The following is a 20349-nucleotide window of genomic DNA, read 5'->3' on the forward strand; positions in this document are numbered from 1 at the left end:
TTTACTGAAGATAGAAAAAACTCTTTCTATCTTCAGATAAAAAGAGTTTGAATGCAGATTAAAAAATAAATTGTTCTGTATCCATCTTCTTCCATCCTGACTATACAGTCGGTTCTAGAATCACACTAGATCAATCGCTGACGCGAGTCGCGGACTTTACCGCCGATCGGGAATTTCACCCTGCCCTGAAGATTTAATATTTTTATTCATCTTACATTGTTCATTATACCCCTTATATAAAATTAGTCAAGCGCTTTACTTGTCTTGGCTAATATTTAATAAACGATTAACTTCTTTTTTAAGTAGAGGACGCCATTCACCTGGTTGCATGTTGCCTAATTCGAGGAAGGCATAGGCTTCACGTTTTAATTTGTCAACAGGATAGCCGATTGTTTCTAACATCTTACGAACTTGGCGGTTACGGCCTTCATGAATAATCAATTCAACAATAGCTGTTTGTTTTTTGACATTATGATCAAGAAGACGGGCTTTAGCACGAGCGGTCTTCTTACCATCAATAACCACACCTTTTTGTAATTGAGCTAAGTCTGACTTATTAGGGATACCGTTAACCTTAGCAATATAGCGTTTATTGATTTCATAACGCGGATGCATTAAATGATTCGCAAATTCACCATCGTTTGTTAATAGGAGTAAACCAGAAGTATTATAATCCAAACGACCAATCGGGTAAATCCGTTGCTCCACTTCCGGAAAATAATCGGTAACGACTGGACGATGACGATCGTCTGAAACAGCAGTAATCACACCAGTAGGTTTATAAAACAGGAAGTAAACAGGTTCCTCTTTATAGATAGGCACATCATCTACTTCCACGCGATCATCATTACTAACTTTAGTTCCTAATTCAGTGACCAGTTGACCATTCACCTTAACCCGACCAGCCGTTATCATTTTTTCTGCGTCCCGTCGTGAGGCGATTCCTGCATGGGCAATAACTTTTTGTAAACGTTCCACTTTATTCCCTCCTCTATTGCTCTTCCTCTGATGAAAATAAATCATTAATTTCAGCTGACTCATCGGTAAACAAACTATCCAGGCTTGGTAATTCATCCAGTGAATCAATCCCAAAATACTGGTAGAAATAATCAGAGACTCCATATAATTTAGGACGGCCTGGGGAGTCTTGACGACCAACAACAATCACTAAGTCTCGAAGCTCTAATTTTTGAATCATGGCCTGAGAATTGACACCACGAATCTCGTCAATAGCTAAACGGGTTACTGGCTGCTTGTAGGCAATAATAGTTAAAGTTTCCAAGGCGGCTTGAGATAGTTTCTGGGCAAAGGGGGATTGGGCATAACCCTGAATAATCGAAGCATTTTCAACCTTAGTCACCAACTGATAACGATGGTTAACGACAACTAGCTGCAAGCCACGTTGGGGATCCAAGGCATAGTTGCGTCTTAATTTCGCCAAATTATAGGCCAAATCTGCACGTTTAGTCTCTAACAAAGTAGCTAACTCGTCAAGTGTTAACCCTGCCTCTCCCGAAACAAACAGTAAACTCTCAATTTGACTCATTAAATGCATGATTATCCTCATTTCTCACTAAATTAATCTCTGAAAATAAAGCATCTTGCTGTAAAAAAATATACTTACCCTTAACCAATTCCAGTAAAGCTAAAAATAAAGTTACCACACGCGCACGACTAAGCGGATGCTGGCGTAAAACCGTTGAAAAAGCCAACATTTTCTCCTCTTGTTGATTAAACTGCCCCATAATATTAGTCATGGCTTCCTGAATAGAATATGCATCTCCACTTACCTTGGTTTCAATAGGTGCTTCTTTTTGAAGACGGGCTACCATTTTTTGTAAGGCCATAAATAAATCACTGGTTTCTAACTCATCTTCAGCTAAAGGGATTTTTTCTTGAAAAGCGGTCAAATTGGACGCTTCCTTAGGATATTCTAATTGCCGCTGTTCCTGCTTGGCTTCTAAAATGTGACTAGCTTCCTGTATTTGTTTATAGGCCAAGAGCTGGCGCACTAAGTCCTGACGGGGATCCTCAACTTCTTCTTCATCAAGGCTTTGCGGTTTTGGCAATAAAGTTCTTGTTTTAATCTCAATAAGTTGAGCTGCCATAACAAGGTAGTCACTAGCTAGATCTAACTGCAAAACTTCCATTGCTTCTAGGTAAGCTAAATACTGCTCGGTTACTAGGACAATGGGTATATCAAAAATATCAATTTTTAGCTCTTTAATTAAATGCAAAAGTAAATCTAGCGGCCCTTCAAAAGCCGCTAGATCTACAATTAATGGCATTTTTTCCTTACTCTTTGTCAAAATCAATATCCCTCAGCGCTTCTAATTCTTGAGTAATATTACGTTTATGAGCCCATTTATTTAATAAAGGAGCCATTTTAATTGAACCTGTAATTGTAAAGGTAGGAAATTCATTACGAACACCAGTTAGTAGGTCATAAGACAAGCCTTCCTCACGAAAAGAGGGGTTTAGACTTAAATAACGAATGACAATTGTATCGTCATCTGAATCAAGGTCAAAGCCAATTAAACCTACCATATTATCGGTTTCTTCGTCTTTCCACAAATATAGGTGTCGTTTCCCATCTTTAATTTTTTGTATTTCTTCTGTTAAGAGTTCATAATCTTTAAATTCTTCGATATAAGAGAGTAGGCCCATAACAACCTTCTCATTATTGCTTGTAAATGGCACTAACACAGGCAAACCTCCTTATCAACGTCATTTGCATTAGTGTTAGACTAGCATAAAAGCTATCCTATAGCAATTTCTAAGTCATTTTACCATAATCTCAAACAAAGAAAAGTCATTTGATTACTTTTAACCCTAAGATTTTTCTTCTTGTCCCATTAATTTGAGATATAACATTGTATAAACTGGTTTCACTTGTAAAAATTCCGCCAACATCGCAGCAATTATTGCAGCAATAGCTAATGGCATCAAGGTATTAGGATTAGATGTCATTTCTGAAATCAATAGAATTGACATAAAAGGAGAACGCACCACTGCACATAAAACCGCTACCATACCCAAAATCAAGAAATTCACAAGAGGCAGTTCTATAGGAGCAAATACCAAGGCCACTTGGTGAACCAAAACACCGGTTGCTGCCCCGATAAGAAGAACAGGGAGGAAAATCCCTCCTTGGGCCCCAGAGGCATAAGAAGCAGTAGTAAAAAGCATGTTTCCGATTAAAATAACAAGTATCAAGCCAATACTTGGTGCGTTTTCGACTAAGAGTTCCACCAAATCATGGCCTCCTCCCATTAAATAGGGAAAGCTTTGGCTAACCAGTAAGGATAAAATAAACACTAAAAACAAGAGTTTATCAGTGCTCATCTTCCATCCCTGAAAAAGACGTTGGTTATAATCCAAAACAATATTAAATAAACTTCCTACTAAACCTCCCATTAACCCGACAATAATAATCCAATAATACTGATCAAGAGGAATAGCTGCATCAACTATAAAAGTAAAGGCCGGCTCCACTCCAATCAAATAAAATGAAACAAAGTTAGCCACTACAGAAGCAATCAAAGCCGGTAAAACAATAGGGGCTGCAAAAGAATGATACATTTCTTCTACAGTAAATAAAGTTCCTGCAATAGGTGCATTAAAAGCGGCAGATAAACCAGCTGAAGCACCAGCAGCAATCAAATATTTTTTCTCACTAGGACTACGGTGGTCCCCAATAGCCAGTAATTTAGCAACCATCCCGCCAATTTGAATCGATGGTCCCTCACGACCTAAACTCAAACCAAGAAAATTATTAATCCCCCCACCTAAGAACTTAGAGAGGAGGGTTGGCAAGGGGCGATCAGAAATTTTATCATCTAGTTCTGCATGAATCTGTGGAATACCAGATCCCCCTGAATATGGAGCTAATTTCAATAAGTAAGCCACTAATTTAGCTAATAGCCACATGACAACTAAAATGAATAAGAGCTGCCACCAAGAATCAATAGTAAAAAAACGTAGCTGCCAACCAGTTAAACTTTCTAGAAATAAGCGGTAGGCAACAGACCCCAATCCAGATAGCAATCCGACAAATATACTGTCGACAATTAAACGTTTCATATTAATATTTCTTTCCTTCACTACTTGCTCCCTTCTGCAAACTTTGTGATTATTTTTAACAGGGAGAGTCGATAAGATGATGGTCTCCCCACTCACCCAAAAATTTAACTTCTTCCCAGTCAACTAAGCACGTGGATGGGTTTTATCATAAATTGCCTTCATATGTTGGGCATGAATATGAGTATAGATTTGCGTCGTAGAAATATCACTGTGCCCTAACAGTTCTTGAACAATGCGCAAGTCCGCACCATTCTCTAATAAATGTGTCGCAAAAGAATGTCGCAAAGTATGAGGACTCACTGTTTTTTTAATAGCAGCCAGTTGAACATAATGTTTTAAATTTTTCCAGACTCCTTGCCTAGACAAGGGCCGACCATGAAAATTCAAGAATAGTCGGTTTTGGTCCTTACCATCCTCCCGACATAATTGTGGCCGTCCTGTTTCTAAATACTTGGTCAACCAATCTTCGGCAACTTCGCCTAAAGGAATAATTCGTTCCTTCTGGCCTTTTCCCATGGTTTCAATAAAGCCTAGGTCACTATGCAGGTCAAAAAGTTGCAAATTAACTAATTCGGACACTCGCATGCCCGTCGCATACAAAAGTTCCAAAATGGTACGATCACGTAAGCCAGTTGCTTTCGAGAGATCTGGACTGGCCAATAAACGATCCACTTCCGCTAAACTTAGTACTTGGGGTAAAGATTGCCCAAGTTTCGGCATAGAAATCTGTGCCATAGGATCTTCAGCCAATAAATCTTCTCTTTTTAGAAACTGATAAAAGCGACGCAGACTAGTCAAGTAACGAGAAATAGTGCTTGCTTTAAGTCCTTCTGCCTGCATTATTTGCAACTGCCTAACAATGTCTTCTCGTTTTACCTGTCTAAGGTTCTTAGCTACTTCGTTTTTCTGTATATAGTTTTGCAAACGATCCAAATCATGTTGATAGGCCTTGAGGGTATTGGGCGATAAGGCTTTTTCTACTTGAAGCATAGCAAGAAACTCTTCGATTAAAGCTTGATCTTGCATATTAAATTACTCCTTGCTCTCTTTTAAGGCAATCCCTTGATCTTTTAGATCAATCTTTTTATTTTTTAATAGATTACCGACTGCCCGCTTGAACTGGGCCTTAGAAATATTGAAATAAGCACGAATATCGTCAGGGTCTGATTTATCGTGGTAAGGCAAATAATGATTCGGCTGACGTTCTAATAAGGCGAGTATCATGGCAGCATCATCAGAAATCATTTCGAAAGCACGTGGTCTCAAGGACAGATTTAAGTTCCCATTTTGTCCAACACCAATAACCCGTCCCTTAACTGCTTGACCGAGACGAGGTTCTATGTCACGTTCACTCTCATGGATAAAGGCAAGATGGTACTCCTTGGTTAGTACATAGCTACCTACTAACTTAGCATGGTAAACAAAACCTTCAACTTCTTCATTTTGAAACTTACGTGATCCTGCTGGTAATGGACTAGCTAACTGGGCGATAAGTCCATCGTCAGCCAAGTGGCCCCAAATACGGTCCTTTTTATCAACTTTAAGACTAATCATTAATTGGTCGCCTTTTTTAGGCCATAAACTAGTCTCACTCGGCAAGTCATCAAGAGAAACTACAATTTCCTTATCAGGGAGGCCAATATCCACAAACACCCCTAAATCTTTTCTTACCTTAGTCACGGTAGCAAGTCCATAGCGGCCTTGTCTAATAGCTGGTAAGTTTTCACTTATTACGGCTTGCCCTTTTTGGTTTTCATAAGCAAAGCCACGGACCATCTTCCCTAGTCCCAAAGACTCACGATTGGCCCCTTTCTCAACCCGATAAGTAAGACCATCTAATTGGGCAAAATAATGGCTTTGATTCTCATCAATAATCAGGGCTGATACAACCCTTCCTAAGTGTTGGTTCATCTTCTACCTCCAAAATCATTATCACTGACTTATTAATATAATAACAAAAAGGCTGGGCAAATACCCAGCCTCTGTATCGATTTTATTTAAAAGATTACATTGTAGTTGTTGCACCGTCATAAACAATACCACGGCGAGTATCAACTGTGATGAGTTGTCCATTTTCAATAAGTGATGTCGCGTTTTCAGCACCAACAATCACTGGGACTTGACTGTCAACTGCAATCACTGCTGCATGACTTGTTAAGCCGCCTTGTTCAACAACTACAGCTGCTGCCCGCTTAATGGCGTCATTATAATCAGCATCAGTAGATTTAACAACTAAGATTGAGTTGTCCAATACCTCACGTTTGGCACTAGCAGCATCTTCAGCTAATACTGCATGACCAATCACTGACTTTTGACCAATTCCTTGACCACGAACAATCTTTTCGCCAATTAATTGGATCTTCATGATATTAGTTGTACCACGTTCGCCAACTGGAACACCCGCTGAAATCAAGATTAAATCACCAACTTGAGCATAGCCAGATTCAACCGCTATCTCAGCTGCTTTAGCCATCATTTCATCGGTAGATTCTGGTTTATCCATAACATAAGGCTCTACACCCCATGCTAAAACAAGCTTGTTGGCTTGGCTTTCAGAGAAAGTTGCTGCCAAAATAGTTGCGTTAGGACGGTATTTAGAAATCATCTTAGCTGTATGACCAGATTCGGTAGCAGCAACAATCGTATTAATATTCAAGTTGCGTGCAGTATGGGCCACAGATTGACTAATTGCCTCAGCCATGTCGTGCTTAGAATTTTGTTTCAAGACTAGAGAGTCTTGACCAGTTAATTGGGCTTCTGTAGAAAGAGCAATCCGGTACATGGTTTGTACAGCTTCTACTGGATAGTCACCTGCCGCTGTTTCACCAGAAAGCATGATGGCATCCGTACCATCATAAATGGCATTCGCAACGTCAGACGCTTCGGCCCGAGTTGGACGTGGGTTACGTTGCATAGAATCTAACATTTGTGTGGCGGTAATAACCGGTTTACCTAATTGGTTACATTTATGAATCATATCCTTTTGTACAGCTGGGACAGATTCAGTTGGAATTTCTACCCCTAAGTCACCACGGGCAACCATTAAACCATCAGAAACAGACAAGATATCATCTAGATTGTCTACCCCTTCTTGGTTTTCAATTTTTGGAATAATTTGAACAGTTTCATTACCTGTTTCTTCCAAAATTTCCCGAATTTCTAAAACATCAGAAGGTTTACGCACAAATGAAGCAGCGATATAGTCGATATCGTTTTCTAAACCAAAGCGAATATCATTGGCATCTTTTTCAGTAATACCTGGTAATTGCACAGAAACACCTGGTACATTAACGCCTTTTTTATCTTTGATAATACCACTATTTTCAACCACTGTAACAATTTCACCATTGGCCTTGTCTATAGCAGTAACACGGAGGTCAACTAAACCATCATCAATCAAGATATGAGAATCTTCAGCAACATCATTGATTAAATCAGTATAAGTTACGGAGAACTTGCTAGCGTCACCCTCAACTTCAGTCATTGATACGCGGACTTCAGAGCCCTTTTCTAATAAAACTGCTTCATGGTTTTTCATATTATGAGTACGAATTTCAGGTCCCTTAGTATCTAATAAGATACCCACTCGTTGGCCAGTATTTTCAGCTGCCTGACGGATATTTTTTAGACGAGCCAAATGTTCTTCATGGTCACCATGAGAGAAGTTTAACCGAGCAACATTCATTCCTGAGCGAATTAATTGCTCTAGAGTCTCAACGGATTCAGAAGCAGGTCCAATAGTACATACAATCTTAGTTCGTTTTTGCATAATGAGTGGTCTCCTTTTTTCTACTAATATGAAATTTCTTTATTGATATCGTATAAGGACATGTAGGATTGATGGTTTGATCCACCAGCTAAGACGTCCGTTAATTCATTGTAAACAATATCTTTTCCTTGAATACCGACACAAACACCAGATTTTCCTTGGTTCAATAACTCAACAGCAGTGTAACCAAAGACACTAGCTAAAACACGGTCACGGGCAGATGGTGAGCCTCCCCGTTGCACATGGCCTAGAACTGTTACCCGAGCATGGTAATCGCCACGAGCATTCAATTTTTCTTCGAATTCTGCTCCACGCATGACACCTTCAGCTAAAATAATGATGGTATGTTTCTTGCCTCGATCACGACCGGTATCGATTTCAGAAACAATTTTATCCATATCAAACTCAGCCTCAGGAACAATAATTTGTTCTGCACCTGAACCTAAGCCAGTCCATAAGGCAATGTCTCCAGCATCACGACCCATAACCTCTACAATAAAAGTCCGCATATGGGAAGTGGCAGTGTCACGTAACTTGTCAACAGCATCTAAGGCTGTATTGCAAGCAGTATCGAAACCAATTGTAAAATCGGTTCCAGGAATATCATTATCGATGGTTCCAGGAATTCCAACAGTTGGGAAGCCAGCTTTAGATAGGGCCTCAGCTCCGTGATAGGAACCGTCACCACCAATAACAATCAAAGAATCGATTCCAAAGCGTTCTAATTGGGCAATGGCTTTTTCTTGACCTGCTTTTTCTTTGAATTCTGGGTAGCGGGCTGTATAAAGCATTGTCCCACCCTTACTCAAAGTATCAGACACGTCATTAATCGACAATTGTTTAATTTCACCTTCTGCAAGGCCTTTATAACCGTTACGAATACCATAGATCTCATTTCCATCAAAAATTACTTTACGAGCAATTGCACGGATAGCGGCATTCATACCAGGGGCATCCCCACCACTTGTCAAAACTCCAATGCGTTTAACCATGTCTCTTTCACCTCATCATTGTTAATCATTTCACCATAAGTTTAGCATTATTTGCTAAAAATGTCTTTTGTTTTCATCTATTTCCTTAGATGTAAACGTTTTTAATACACTTTGACATTATTCGCACCATAAATTGTTTTTAAATCTTTTATCGTACTAGTATTAGCGGCTAAATCATAATGCCGTCCTAAATTATAGCTTTTTTGCTCCGCTAACATAGTAAAACGAATAGTCAACTTACCAGGATGTTTTTTTCCCAAGGCAAGTAAGTCTGCCTTTTTGGCAGTAGCTTCTTGGCGATTGGCTACCTGTATCTCAACTCCATGACATGTTGACAAATAGTTATTAGATAACTTTTCCAGTAAGTCATCATTTAAATGTTGGGTTTGTTGAACAATTAATTGTAGGTAACCCTTACGCTCTTCTACACGTCCTTGGCAGTAGAGATCATGGTCAAGTCTAACTCGGCCAGCTTCAGAAACATAAGTATCAGGAAATAGTGTCAAAGAAATTTCCCCACTCTCATCTTCTAAATTTGCAAAAGCCATGGGATCACCTTTTTTGGTGTGAATTTTCTTTAGACTGCTGACACGTCCAATAACTGCGACAGTCTCCTTAGCTTTAACTTCAGCAATAGGACGCAATAAGCCTTGGCGATAGAAGAAGTCATAGTCTGCATAAGGATTAATAGACAGGGCTTGCCCCAAAGTCCCTATTTCACCAGTCATTAACTCATGGTCAGTATACTCCTCCTTATTAATAATTTCTGGTTTAAAAAGATCATCATAGGAGGTTTGACCATGAAAATTCAGCTGACCCTGTTGGTTCTGGCTATGACCGAAAAGGTCAATATGGGCCAACATTTTAGGGATAGCTTCTTCCACCAGTGTGCGTCGATTAAAACCAAAGCAGTCAAGCGCTCCCGCCATGGCTAAACGGTTCAGAGGATCAGGGCGCAAAGCTTGTTGGGGCAAACGATTAACAAAATCGAAAAAGTCTTTATACGATCCCTGACTTTGTCGGTCGTTAACAATATCATAGCTAACTTGTTTGGGTAGGCCCTTAATGTTTAATAGACCCAAACGTAGATGCTGGCTATCCGTTACCGTCAAGCCGATATAGGAAGCATTCACATCGGGCAAACAGGTCTGAATACCATGCTGTTTAGCCTCTAAAATCAGTTGTTTCCCCTTACTATCATAAGGGTTAATCACTGCCAAGTTACCATAATAAAAGGCCACTGGATAATACACCTTCAACCAAGCCAAGGCATAAGCCAAATAAGAATAGGCAAAGGCATGGGATTTATTGAAACCATAGTTAGCAAAAGCTTCTATATAATGGTAAATCGATTCGGCCACTTCACGATCGTATCCTTGGTCTTGAGCCCCTTGAATAAAGGCAAGCTGCATTTCTTCCATTGCCTTTTGATTCTTTTTAGAGATGGCTCGGCGTAATAAATCAGCCTCTCCCAATGAAAAGCCGGCAATTTTTTGAGTTACCTGCATGACTTGTTCTTGGTAGACCATGACGCCATATGTAGGGGCTAAAATATCGGCCAAATCAGGATGGGGATAAGCAATATTTTCCTGTCCATGTTTACGTTTGCTAAAATGATTAATCTGTTGCATAGGTCCAGGTCTAAACAAGGCATTAACTGCAGCCAAATCTTCCATGGAAGATGGTTGAACTTGTCGCAACACTTGGCGAATTCCATCTGACTCAAATTGAAAAATCCCTAGAGTATCTGCCTTACGAAATAAGGAATAAACACGGTCATCTTGACGGTCAATTTGGCTGGGGTCCAAGTCTTTATGGGCTAAACGACTGGCAACCGTAATAGCTTCATCTAAAATCGTCAAGTTGATTAAACTCAAGAAATCCATCTTAAGCAATCCAAGCGCCTCAACATCACCCATCGTGAATTGTGAATTCCAAATGCCATGGCTACCTGCTTGCAAGGGCAAGTGATCTAATAAGGGCTCTTGAGAAATAATAACGCCAGCCGCATGAGTGGACACATGCCTAGGCAAGCCTTCCAACTTTATGGCTGTTTCCAACCATAATTGTCCCAAGTCATCACTTGCCACCAAATGTTGTAGGCTTTTTGATTCTCGATAATGCTGGCTTAATCCTGTTTTTCCGTCAGTAGGAACTGTATTGGCCCAGTCTGACTGGCTTTGTGGACTACGGCCAAGTACCGACCCCACGTCACGAATCGCCTTACGGGCAGCAAAGGTTCCAAAAGTAGCAATTTGAGCGACATGATCTGCCCCATATTTTTTATAAACATAATCCAAAATCTTTTGCCGTTTATTATCGGGTATATCCAAATCGATGTCTGGCATATTCTGACGCTCAGCATTTAAAAATCGCTCAAACAGCAATTGGTTGGCTATAGGGTCAACCCCCGTAATCTCTAAGGAGTATGCGACCAAAGACCCCGGTGCTGATCCTCGACCTGCGCCCAACATAATCTTTTCTTTACGGGCATAGGCAATGACATCCCAAACAATTAAAAAATAATCATCATAACCCATCTCATGGATAACTGCTAATTCATGATCTAAACGTTCTTGATAGTCACTATTTACTTGACCTAGTCGTTTTTTTAGCCCTTCTTGAGCGAGCTGGCTGAGCTTCTCTTGAGCACTTTGTCCCTGCAAAGGATATTTGGGTAAGAGTTGCTTAGCTTCTGGCATTTGAAAATCAATGCTTTCAAGTAAACTTTCTCCCCTGTGATAAGCTGCTTCCTGACCTATGGCTTGATATTTTTCATAATAAGCTTTAGGACTTTCTAAATAATGGTGTCCAGCTTGTTGGCTTAAACTTTGTACAAGTTCAATATCTATTTTTTCTCCTCTGTCAATGGCTACTAATACTCTCTGACTAAAAGCATCATTACTGTGCAGATAAGCGACATAAGGACAAGCAATCAGGTCAAGCTGACTCTGTTCAGATAAAGCCTCTAACTTGTCTAAATGATAATATTCGTTGGCTTGGGCGTTAAGTCCAATAAACAAACGGTCTTTGGGTAGTTTATCTTGCCAAGCTTTAACAATAGGTAATGCCTTTTCCCAATGACCTGATTTTATTGCTTGCATATGAGGCCCGTGACTAGGGTCTAAGATAAAATAGAGGTCTTGTTTAGCCGCCAACATTTCTTTCTCAATTTTAATCGTTTGTTGGTCAGGGGCAGTCTTCAATAGCGTTGAAATTCGCATCAAAGCCTGGTAGCCAGAGTAATTTTGTGCGATTAGAATGATACGATCAGTTTCCTCGTGATCAGTAGCTTTTAGGGCAACTGTTAAGCCAATGACAGCTTGGATGCCCGCTGATTGACAACGACGGTAAAAATCAAGGCTACCATAGAGGACATTTTGATCACTTAAAACCAAAGTTCGGTAACCCAAGTCTTTGCCGCGTTGTACATAGTCAGCAACTGACATTGGGCTGGCCAACAATGAATAGGCTGAATTAACTTGTAAGGGGGCAAACACTTAAGCAACTCCTCTCTTATAATAGACGATTAAAAAAATCATAGCTTAATAATTTATATTTAAAGCTGATTGCGCTTTTGGGCGGCTGCCTTATCTTCAAGACTAATTTCTGGGTCATTGAATTGAGGACCCTTAATAAACATGGCATCTCCAAAGCTAAAGAAGCGGTAGCCTGATTGAACAGCATGCTCATAAGCGGCTAAGACATGACTTCGACCTGCAAAAGCAGAGACTAACATGATTAAAGTGGATTTAGGTAAATGGAAATTAGTAATAAAGGCATCCACTAATTGGAATTCATAACCAGGCGCAATGAAAATATCTGTCCATCCTGACTCAGCCTTAACCTGTCCTTGGTGTTTCGTACCAATTGTCTCTAAAGTGCGAATTGAAGTCGTTCCCACTGCGATTATACGCTTACCTTGCTCTTTCGCTTTTTGGATTAATGCTGCATTTTTTTCATCGAGACGATAAAATTCCGAATGCATATGATGGTCATCAATATTCTCAACTGATACCGGACGAAAAGTCCCTAGACCGACATGCAGAGTCAAATAGGCAATTTTTACCCCTTTTTCCTGTAATTGGTCTAAAAATTTTCTGGTAAAATGTAAGCCAGCAGTGGGCGCAGCTGCTGAGCCGTTTTCCTTGGCATAGACTGTTTGATAGCGATCGGGATTATCCAAATGCTGTTTAATATAAGGTGGCAAGGGCATCTCCCCTAATTCTTCCAAGATTTCCATAAAAATTCCTTGATAAGAAAATTCAACAATTCGGCCCCCATGTTCCAATTCTTCAACAATAGTAGCCTTTAACTTTCCATGGCCAAAATCAACAGTGGAACCAACCTTCGCACGACGAGCAGGTTTCATTAACACTTCCCAGCGGTCACCTTCAATATTATGTAACAAAAGGACTTCTTGGTGGCCACCTGTGTCCTCCTTAACACCGTATAAACGAGCGGGTAACACCCGAGTATTATTTAAAACCAGAACATCGCCGCTGACTAATTGGTCGGCTAAGTCAGGAAAGTAGCCATCCTTATAAGCTCCACTTTGGGCATCCAACTGTAAAAGCCGACTCCCCAAACGCTCTTTGCTAGGGCTTTGGGCAATCAGTTCTTCAGGTAAATCAAAGTCAAAATCTTGTGTGCTAAGCGTCATTATTATTCATCCTCCTGGTAGGGATAACCTAAATGTTGGTAGGCAAGGGCAGTCACAACCCGTCCCCGTGGTGTACGCTGTATGAATCCTTGTTGAATAAGATAAGGTTCATACATATCTTCGATGGTGGTTGCCTCCTCTGACAAATTGGCCGCAATCGTTGTCAAGCCAACTGGCCCCCCTTGGTAAAATTTAATCATTGTATCAAGAATCTTACGGTCTAATTGATCCAAACCTTTCTCATCAACTTGTAAAACAGTTAAGGCTTGGCGTGTAATATCTAAATCAATCATATGATTGTCGCGATAAACTTGGGCAAAATCACGCACCCGCCGGAACAAACGGTTAGCAATACGCGGGGTCCCTCGCGACCGCAATGCAATTTCATGACTAGCTGGACTAGCAATTTCACTATCAAAAACTTGACTAGACCGTTTAACAATTTCTTCTAATTCTTCTACCTGATAGTAGCGCATATGTTCCATTATCCCGAAACGGTGACGTAGGGGTGACGATAAGGCTCCGGGTCGAGTCGTTGCCCCAATGAGCGTAAAGGGAGGCAAAGGAAAGTGCAAGGCCCGTGCCCCCTCATCTTGACCGATGATAATATCAACATAAAAGTCTTCCATTGCACTGTAAAGCATTTCTTCTACACTGCGCGGCAAACGATGAATTTCATCAATAAATAAAACGTCCCCAGCTTCCAATTCATTTAGGAGGGCCAATAAATCACCTGTTTTTTCAATAGCTGGTCCTGAAGTGGACTGCATATTGACCTGCATTTCATTGGCAATGACCTTGGCCAAGGTCGTTTTCCCTAAACCTGGTGGCCCATAAAGCAAGACATGGTCCAATGATTCTTCACGAGATTGAGCTGCTTGAATATAGACCGATAATTCTGCTTTTAATTCTGACTGACCAATATATTCCCCCAAAAACTGCGGGCGCAAAGATAAGTCAAAAGCTTCTTCATCTGCTTGTTGTTGTGGGGCTTGATCGCGATTATATGCATCAGTCATCTTCTTCTCCCCTTCTATTATGATTTAGTGATATAACGTAAGGCCATACGGATAGCTTCCGCCGTATTTTCTGCTCCAGAAAAATCAGCTTGTTTAACGACGCGCTTCACTTCCCTATTACTATAGCCGAGACTTAGTAGGGCTTCTTCCAGGTCAGTCATAAGGGCTTGATCTTGATTTTCAGCAGGTGGCACTGTAGCCTTTACTTCAAGACTTGGAGCTAAATCACCCACCTTATCTTTTAAATCTAGGACAATCCGTTGGGCAGTTTTTTTTCCTACCCCTGGAAACCGCGATAAGAAGTTTAGGTCATTGGTCTGAATGGCTCGGATTAAACCAGGATTATCGTCTAGAGTTAGTATAGACAAGGCAGATTTAGGGCCAATACCAGACACTGAAATCAGTTGCATAAATAAGGCTTTTTCTTGGGCATCTTTAAACCCATAGAAACGGCGGTCATTATCAGAAACTGATAAATATAACCAAACTTTGACTTCCTGTCCTTGTTGACTAGAAAAGCGATAAGGATTGGCCATATAAATAAAATAGCCAATCCCTGCATTTTCAACAACTAGACCGTTTGCATACACATCGATCAAGCGCCCAATCATATATTCAAACATTAGACCCTCCCCTATTCAACTAGGGACTTATATTGCCCGTAGCCTTCTTGGTCCATCTCTTCTAGAGGTATAAAACGTAAGGCCGCTGAATTAATGCAGTAACGTAATCCCCCCTGGTCTTTGGGACCATCATTAAAAACATGGCCTAAGTGAGAATCAGCTGACTGACTACGGACTTCAGTTCTTACCATACCGTGAGATGTATCAGTAACTTCAGCTAATTCATCATCAGCAATCGGCTTAGAAAAACTTGGCCAGCCACAACCTGCATCATATTTTTGACTAGAAGCAAATAATGGTTTGCCATCTACAATATCAACATAAATTCCTTTTTCATAAAAATCATCATATTGTCCCGAAAAAGGGCGTTCGGTAGCAGCATTTTGAGTAACTTCATATTGGATTGTGTCTAATTCAGATAGACGTCTTTGCTTTTCTTGTTCGTTCATTTTTATCGACTCCTTACACGCATACTTACTAACTATTTTAGCATAGGAAGAAAGCCTTGCCGAATATTTCACTTAGCATTTATTGACGAGCTTGGTGCGGATCTTGAATCCGTTTAAATAATCGTTCAATTTCATAGTTGGAGAAATGGACTAATACCGGGCGACCATGAGGACAATTGTAGGGATTCTCGCATTTACTTAAATCTGCCAATAAACGTCGCGCTTGGTTATCATCCAAATAGTGATTAGCTTTAATCGACCGTTTGCAAGACATCATTATCGCCGTGGCTTCACGATAATCTTTTAGACTAGCATTAGGGTCCTCGATGGCTAAGGCTATTAAATCTTCCATAATACTTTGGATATTTTTCTTACCCATCCAGAGAGGATGTTTTTGGACAATATAAGCAGAGGTCCCAAACTCTTCTAACATTACGCCCATATCAGCTAGCTTTTCTTTTAATTGATCAATAACAATTTTTTCTGCTTGGGTATAGTCTAAAACAATGGGAAAGAGTAGACTCTGCATACTTTGCCCATAATCAACAATACTTTCTCGATAATATTCATATTTTATTCGCTCTTGAGCAGCGTGTTGGTCCACTAAATACATACCGTCCTCATTATAACAAGCGAGATAGGTACCTTGAATTTGACCCGCATAGTTAAGGTCAGGAAAATGTTTTGAAGAATCTAACTGTTCTTGGTTGGTTTTTTTAACGGTGTCCCATATCTTTTCTTGATGGCCAGAAGGAATTTGTAGTAATTTATCAGTATCGAGGTAGGCTAATTCCTGGTCTAGACTAGCTACCTTATCCTCGTGAATCTGGAAGTCATCATTTGAAGAATCATCAACTTGAACATAATCAGTTAAAAATTGCGGCATGTGATGTGTCTCTTTATTTGATTCTATAGGCTTTTGATCCAAAGAAAAACTTTCCTTGGCTTGACTAGAAAAATCCAAATGTCCTTGTTCGAATTTTTCTCTGGTAGGACCTTTCCGGGTTGCCTCCAAGTCTTCCTCTTGACTAAAACGAGACTGCCACCTATCTTCTTCCCCTTTCTCATCCTTATGACTTGTATGGATACTCGGAATCCGTTGTATAGGAGTCAAGGCCTCAGAAACAGCCTTCATAATGAGCTGGTAAAGATCAGCCTCACTGGAAATTCGCACTTCTTGTTTTGTAGGGTGGACATTAACATCAACCAATTGTGGATCTAATTCAATATAAATGGCAGCAATAGGATAACGTCCAATCATTAACTTAGATCCATAGCCCTTGATGATGGCTTGATTTAAGGCATAATTTTTGATATAGCGACCATTCACAAATAAGGACATATAATTCTTACTGGCTCGAGTTAATTCTGGTTTGGAGATATACCCCGTCACCTTAAAGTTAACCTCTTCTCCACTGATAGCTATCATATCCCGGGCTTGTTTGTAGCCATAAATTCCTGCTAGAACTTCAGCCACATGCCCTTTGCCATTAGTTTCTAATAAAATTTTTTCTTCATGTTGGTAGAGAAAACGTACCTGAGGATGACTCATAGCCAAACGGTTAACCACATCACTGATATGGGCCAATTCAGTTTTCAAACTCTTAATATACTTCAAACGTGCTGGCGTATTAAAAAATAAGTTTTCAACTTTAATGTCGGTGCCTTTTCTTAATGCAGATTGGTCTTGATCAACAATTTCGCCAGCTAATAAAGACAAGCGGCGACCTGTTTTCCCATCAGAAGACTGGATAGTGACTTCAGAAACGGAAGCAATACTAGGCAAGGCCTCACCTCGAAAACCTAAACTACGAATACGAAAAAGATCTTCTGGACGATAGATTTTTGAAGTAGCATGACGTTTAAAGGCCAAGTTTAAGTCATCACAAGACATTCCACGACCATCATCCGTCACTGAAATCAAGGAAAGTCCAGCTTCTTCAACTTTTATAGTAATTTCACTGGCACCGGCATCCAAAGCATTTTCGACCAATTCTTTTACCACTGAAGCGGGGCGTTCTACCACTTCACCCGCAGCAATCTGGTTGGCTACTTGAATCGGCAATTCTTTGATGGACATGTCACTCCTCCTTTAATTCTTCAATCAAAGTATCTAATAATTTAAAGGCCTCTTTAGGTGAAAGGTCATCAGTATCTAACTGACGCAACTTATCTAAGACATCGATTTCCGTTGTGCTTGCTGCATAGCTATTAGCCTGACTAGTATCAAAGAGTGACAATTGCTGGCTCTGGCCTCTAGCACCCTCTTGGGCCTCTAATGCAGACAAAATGCTCTGAGCATTTTGGATCAAGCTATGTGGTAAACCAGCCAGCTCAGCCACATGAATCCCATAAGACCTATCTGTTGCTCCAGCAAATATTTTATGTAAGAAAACCAAATGCCCATCTTCTTCACTGGCCCCCACATGGACATTACGTAGTCCTTGTAGTTTGTCTTCCAAATCCACTAACTCATGGTAATGGGTGGAAAACAAGGTTTTGGCATGGTAATGATCGTGCAAGTATTCTAAAATGGCCTGGGCTAATGCAATCCCATCATAAGTGGACGTCCCTCTTCCCAATTCATCAAATAATAGCAAACTATAGTCACTTGCATGCTGTAAGGCTTGGTTGGCTTCCATCATTTCTACCATGAATGTCGATTGACCAGCTAAAAGATTATCAGCAGCACCAATACGGGTAAAGATACGATCAAAAATCGGTAATTCAGCTGATTGAGCCGGAACAAAACATCCCATCTGGGCCATAATAACAATCAATGCTAGTTGCCGCATATAAGTCGATTTTCCAGACATATTAGGACCCGTAATCATTAATATCGACGTGTCTTCATCCATAATAATGGAATTAGGGACAAAGTTTTCTTTGCCAATCACCCCTTCAACCACAGGATGACGGGAGTCAACCACATTGATTACCCGCTTTTGCATAGACAAGCTAGGCCGGACAAATTGCTGGTTTTCCGAAATTTCCGCAAAGCTTTGTAGGACATCAATAGCCGCAATAGCCTGAGCAATACTTTGTAATTGACTTTGGGCCTCTTTCACCTCAAGTCTTACCTGGGTAAATAATTCATATTCCAAAGCCAAGGACCGCTCTTCAGCTTCTAAAATTTTAGCTTCCATTTCCTTGAGTTCAGGTGTAATAAAACGTTCAGCATTCGTCAAAGTTTGTTTACGATCATAGCGCCCTTCCTCTAATAGATGTAGATTCGCCTTGCTGACTTCAATATAGTAGCCAAAGACTTTATTGAAACCAATTTTAAGTGATTTAATGCCAGTTTTCTCCCGCTCTTGCGCTTGTAAACTTGCCAACCATTGGCGTCCATTGCGCATCGCATCACGGTAGGCATCCAATTGTTCATTAAAGCCGTCTTTGATAACATCGCCATCTTTTAGAGTAGCCTTAGAATCTTCATTTAGGGCACCATCAATCAATGCCACTAAGTCTGGCACTTCAACCACTTGGTTAAGTAAAGCATTCCAATGCTCACTAGGTAATTCTTTGATTTGTTCTAAAATAGCTGGGAGACGCATAAGGGAGTTTTTCAACTGATTAAGCTCTCTAGGGTTAACTGTTCCCATGGCTACCTTTGCTACTAAGCGTTCTAAATCATAAACCCCATGTAAATTTTCTTTAATTTCCATACGGTTAAAATAATGATTAATTAAGTCTTGAACTTGATCATAGCGATTATTAATATCATCCTCAGCAATTAAGGGCCGGTCTAGCCATTGTTTTAAAAGCCGCTGTCCCATAGCGGTTTCTGTCTGATTTAAGAAAGCTAACAATGAGGCAGATTTTTTTCCAGTACGAACTGATTGGGTTAATTCTAAATTTTGTTTAGCAAAATAATCCATATGCAAGTAATGAGACACTTCATAGTGAGCTGCTTCTTGCCAATGATCAATGGCCTGCCCTTGCATCGAATTGATATAAGAAATCAAAAAAATCAAGCAATCCCGTTCTACTGGAGAGTCAATATTAGCCAAAATATCGCCATAAGTCTGGTCAGAAGATTGAGATTTGGAACGAGACAAGGTAAAAGTATGCAGATTTTCTAAGGCAGTGATTTCTTCTTGACTAAGACTTTGATCAAGCAAGAGCTCATTGGCGTTCAATTGCATGAATTCTGTCTTCACTGCTTCAAAATCAGTGACTTGGGTCACCTTTAACTCACCAGTTCCGACATCTGCATAGGCAAGTACATAAGCCTCTTCCACTGCCCGGATGGCTAAGATAAAGTTATTAGCTTGGTTACCCACTTCTTCACTCATATAGGTTCCAGGTGTTATAACTTGAATCACATCACGCGCCACCATTCCCTTAGCGGATTTAGGATCTTCCATTTGTTCAGCAATGGCAACCTTATAGCCATGTTCAATCAATACCTTGATATAGGCTTGGCTTGAATGATATGGCACACCACACATCGGAATAGGATCTTCAGCATTTTTGTTTCGAGAAGTTAGAGTAATTTCTAAAATTTGTGCGGCCTTACGGGCATCATCATTAAATAGCTCATAAAAATCGCCGAGTCGAAAAAATAAGAAAGCATCGGGATACTGATCTTTTAGTTTTTGATACTGGGCCATCATAGGTGTTTGTTTGGTTTTTTGGGGCATAAATTTCACTTTCCTCACTAGTCATTTCTACTTGTCATTTTAGCATAAAGTCATGTTTAAGATTGACAATGGCGACTAATTATTAAAATTGAAAAAGGCTGGGAA

At 40.2% G+C, this 20349-nt stretch carries 16 protein-coding genes and 1 riboswitch; all 16 genes read right to left on the minus strand.

Going from position 1 to position 20349, the window contains the following annotated elements; genetic code table 11:
- Positions 1–79 precede the first annotated feature (79 nt).
- Positions 80–197, minus strand: a riboswitch (FMN riboswitch).
- A gap of 58 nt (positions 198–255) precedes the next feature.
- The 16 genes from OW157_RS05110 to mutS all read right to left on the minus strand — a co-directional run bounded on the left by OW157_RS05110 (position 256) and on the right by mutS (position 20244).
- The gene (locus tag OW157_RS05110) at positions 256–978 is read right to left on the minus strand and encodes a pseudouridine synthase (protein ID WP_268752279.1); all 723 of its coding nucleotides are present in this window, start codon (positions 976–978) and stop codon (positions 256–258) included.
- Between the two features lie 13 nt (positions 979–991).
- The gene (scpB, locus tag OW157_RS05115; RefSeq protein WP_268752280.1) at positions 992–1555 is read right to left on the minus strand and encodes an SMC-Scp complex subunit ScpB; all 564 of its coding nucleotides are present in this window, start codon (positions 1553–1555) and stop codon (positions 992–994) included.
- Positions 1533–2288, minus strand: coding sequence for a segregation and condensation protein A (locus OW157_RS05120; protein WP_268752281.1), 756 nt, complete (start codon positions 2286–2288; stop codon positions 1533–1535). Before OW157_RS05120 ends, scpB begins: the two co-directional genes overlap by 23 nt.
- Positions 2289–2295: 7 nt before the next feature.
- The gene (locus tag OW157_RS05125; RefSeq protein WP_268752282.1) at positions 2296–2706 is read right to left on the minus strand and encodes a reductase; all 411 of its coding nucleotides are present in this window, start codon (positions 2704–2706) and stop codon (positions 2296–2298) included.
- A gap of 126 nt (positions 2707–2832) precedes the next feature.
- Positions 2833–4104 (minus strand): ClC family H(+)/Cl(-) exchange transporter, encoded by a 1272-nt coding sequence (locus OW157_RS05130; protein WP_268752283.1) that lies wholly within the window; start codon positions 4102–4104, stop codon positions 2833–2835.
- Positions 4105–4206: 102 nt separating this feature from the next.
- On the minus strand, positions 4207–5109 hold the full coding sequence (gene xerD, locus OW157_RS05135; RefSeq protein ID WP_268752284.1) for a site-specific tyrosine recombinase XerD: 903 nt from the start codon (positions 5107–5109) through the stop codon (positions 4207–4209).
- Between the two features lie 6 nt (positions 5110–5115).
- Positions 5116–5994, minus strand: coding sequence for a CvfB family protein (locus tag OW157_RS05140; RefSeq protein ID WP_268752285.1), 879 nt, complete (start codon positions 5992–5994; stop codon positions 5116–5118).
- A 94-nt stretch (positions 5995–6088) separates the two neighbouring features.
- Positions 6089–7852: a pyruvate kinase gene (gene pyk, locus OW157_RS05145; protein WP_268752286.1), complete on the minus strand. Its 1764-nt coding sequence runs from the start codon at positions 7850–7852 to the stop codon at positions 6089–6091.
- A gap of 23 nt (positions 7853–7875) precedes the next feature.
- The gene (gene pfkA, locus OW157_RS05150; protein ID WP_268752287.1) at positions 7876–8844 is read right to left on the minus strand and encodes a 6-phosphofructokinase; all 969 of its coding nucleotides are present in this window, start codon (positions 8842–8844) and stop codon (positions 7876–7878) included.
- Positions 8845–8945: 101 nt separating this feature from the next.
- A complete protein-coding gene (locus OW157_RS05155; protein WP_268752288.1) occupies positions 8946–12344 on the minus strand; it encodes a DNA polymerase III subunit alpha in 3399 nt (1132 codons plus the stop codon).
- A 59-nt stretch (positions 12345–12403) separates the two neighbouring features.
- Complete coding sequence (gene queA, locus OW157_RS05160) at positions 12404–13507, minus strand: tRNA preQ1(34) S-adenosylmethionine ribosyltransferase-isomerase QueA (protein WP_268752289.1); 1104 nt, start codon at positions 13505–13507, stop codon at positions 12404–12406.
- A gap of 2 nt (positions 13508–13509) precedes the next feature.
- A complete protein-coding gene (ruvB, locus tag OW157_RS05165; protein ID WP_268752290.1) occupies positions 13510–14526 on the minus strand; it encodes a Holliday junction branch migration DNA helicase RuvB in 1017 nt (338 codons plus the stop codon).
- Between the two features lie 17 nt (positions 14527–14543).
- Positions 14544–15149, minus strand: a complete 606-nt coding sequence (gene ruvA / locus OW157_RS05170) for a Holliday junction branch migration protein RuvA (RefSeq protein ID WP_268752291.1) — start codon at positions 15147–15149, stop codon at positions 14544–14546.
- 11 nt (positions 15150–15160) lie between these two features.
- On the minus strand, positions 15161–15598 hold the full coding sequence (gene msrB / locus OW157_RS05175) for a peptide-methionine (R)-S-oxide reductase MsrB (protein WP_268752292.1): 438 nt from the start codon (positions 15596–15598) through the stop codon (positions 15161–15163).
- A gap of 79 nt (positions 15599–15677) precedes the next feature.
- Positions 15678–17678, minus strand: a complete 2001-nt coding sequence (mutL, locus tag OW157_RS05180) for a DNA mismatch repair endonuclease MutL (protein ID WP_268752293.1) — start codon at positions 17676–17678, stop codon at positions 15678–15680.
- A gap of 1 nt (position 17679) precedes the next feature.
- Positions 17680–20244, minus strand: a complete 2565-nt coding sequence (mutS, locus tag OW157_RS05185) for a DNA mismatch repair protein MutS (protein ID WP_268752294.1) — start codon at positions 20242–20244, stop codon at positions 17680–17682.
- Positions 20245–20349 lie beyond the last annotated feature (105 nt).

It is taken from the genome of Aerococcus kribbianus (genome assembly GCF_026805545.1).
Classification (GTDB): Bacteria; Bacillota; Bacilli; order Lactobacillales; family Aerococcaceae; genus Aerococcus; species Aerococcus kribbianus.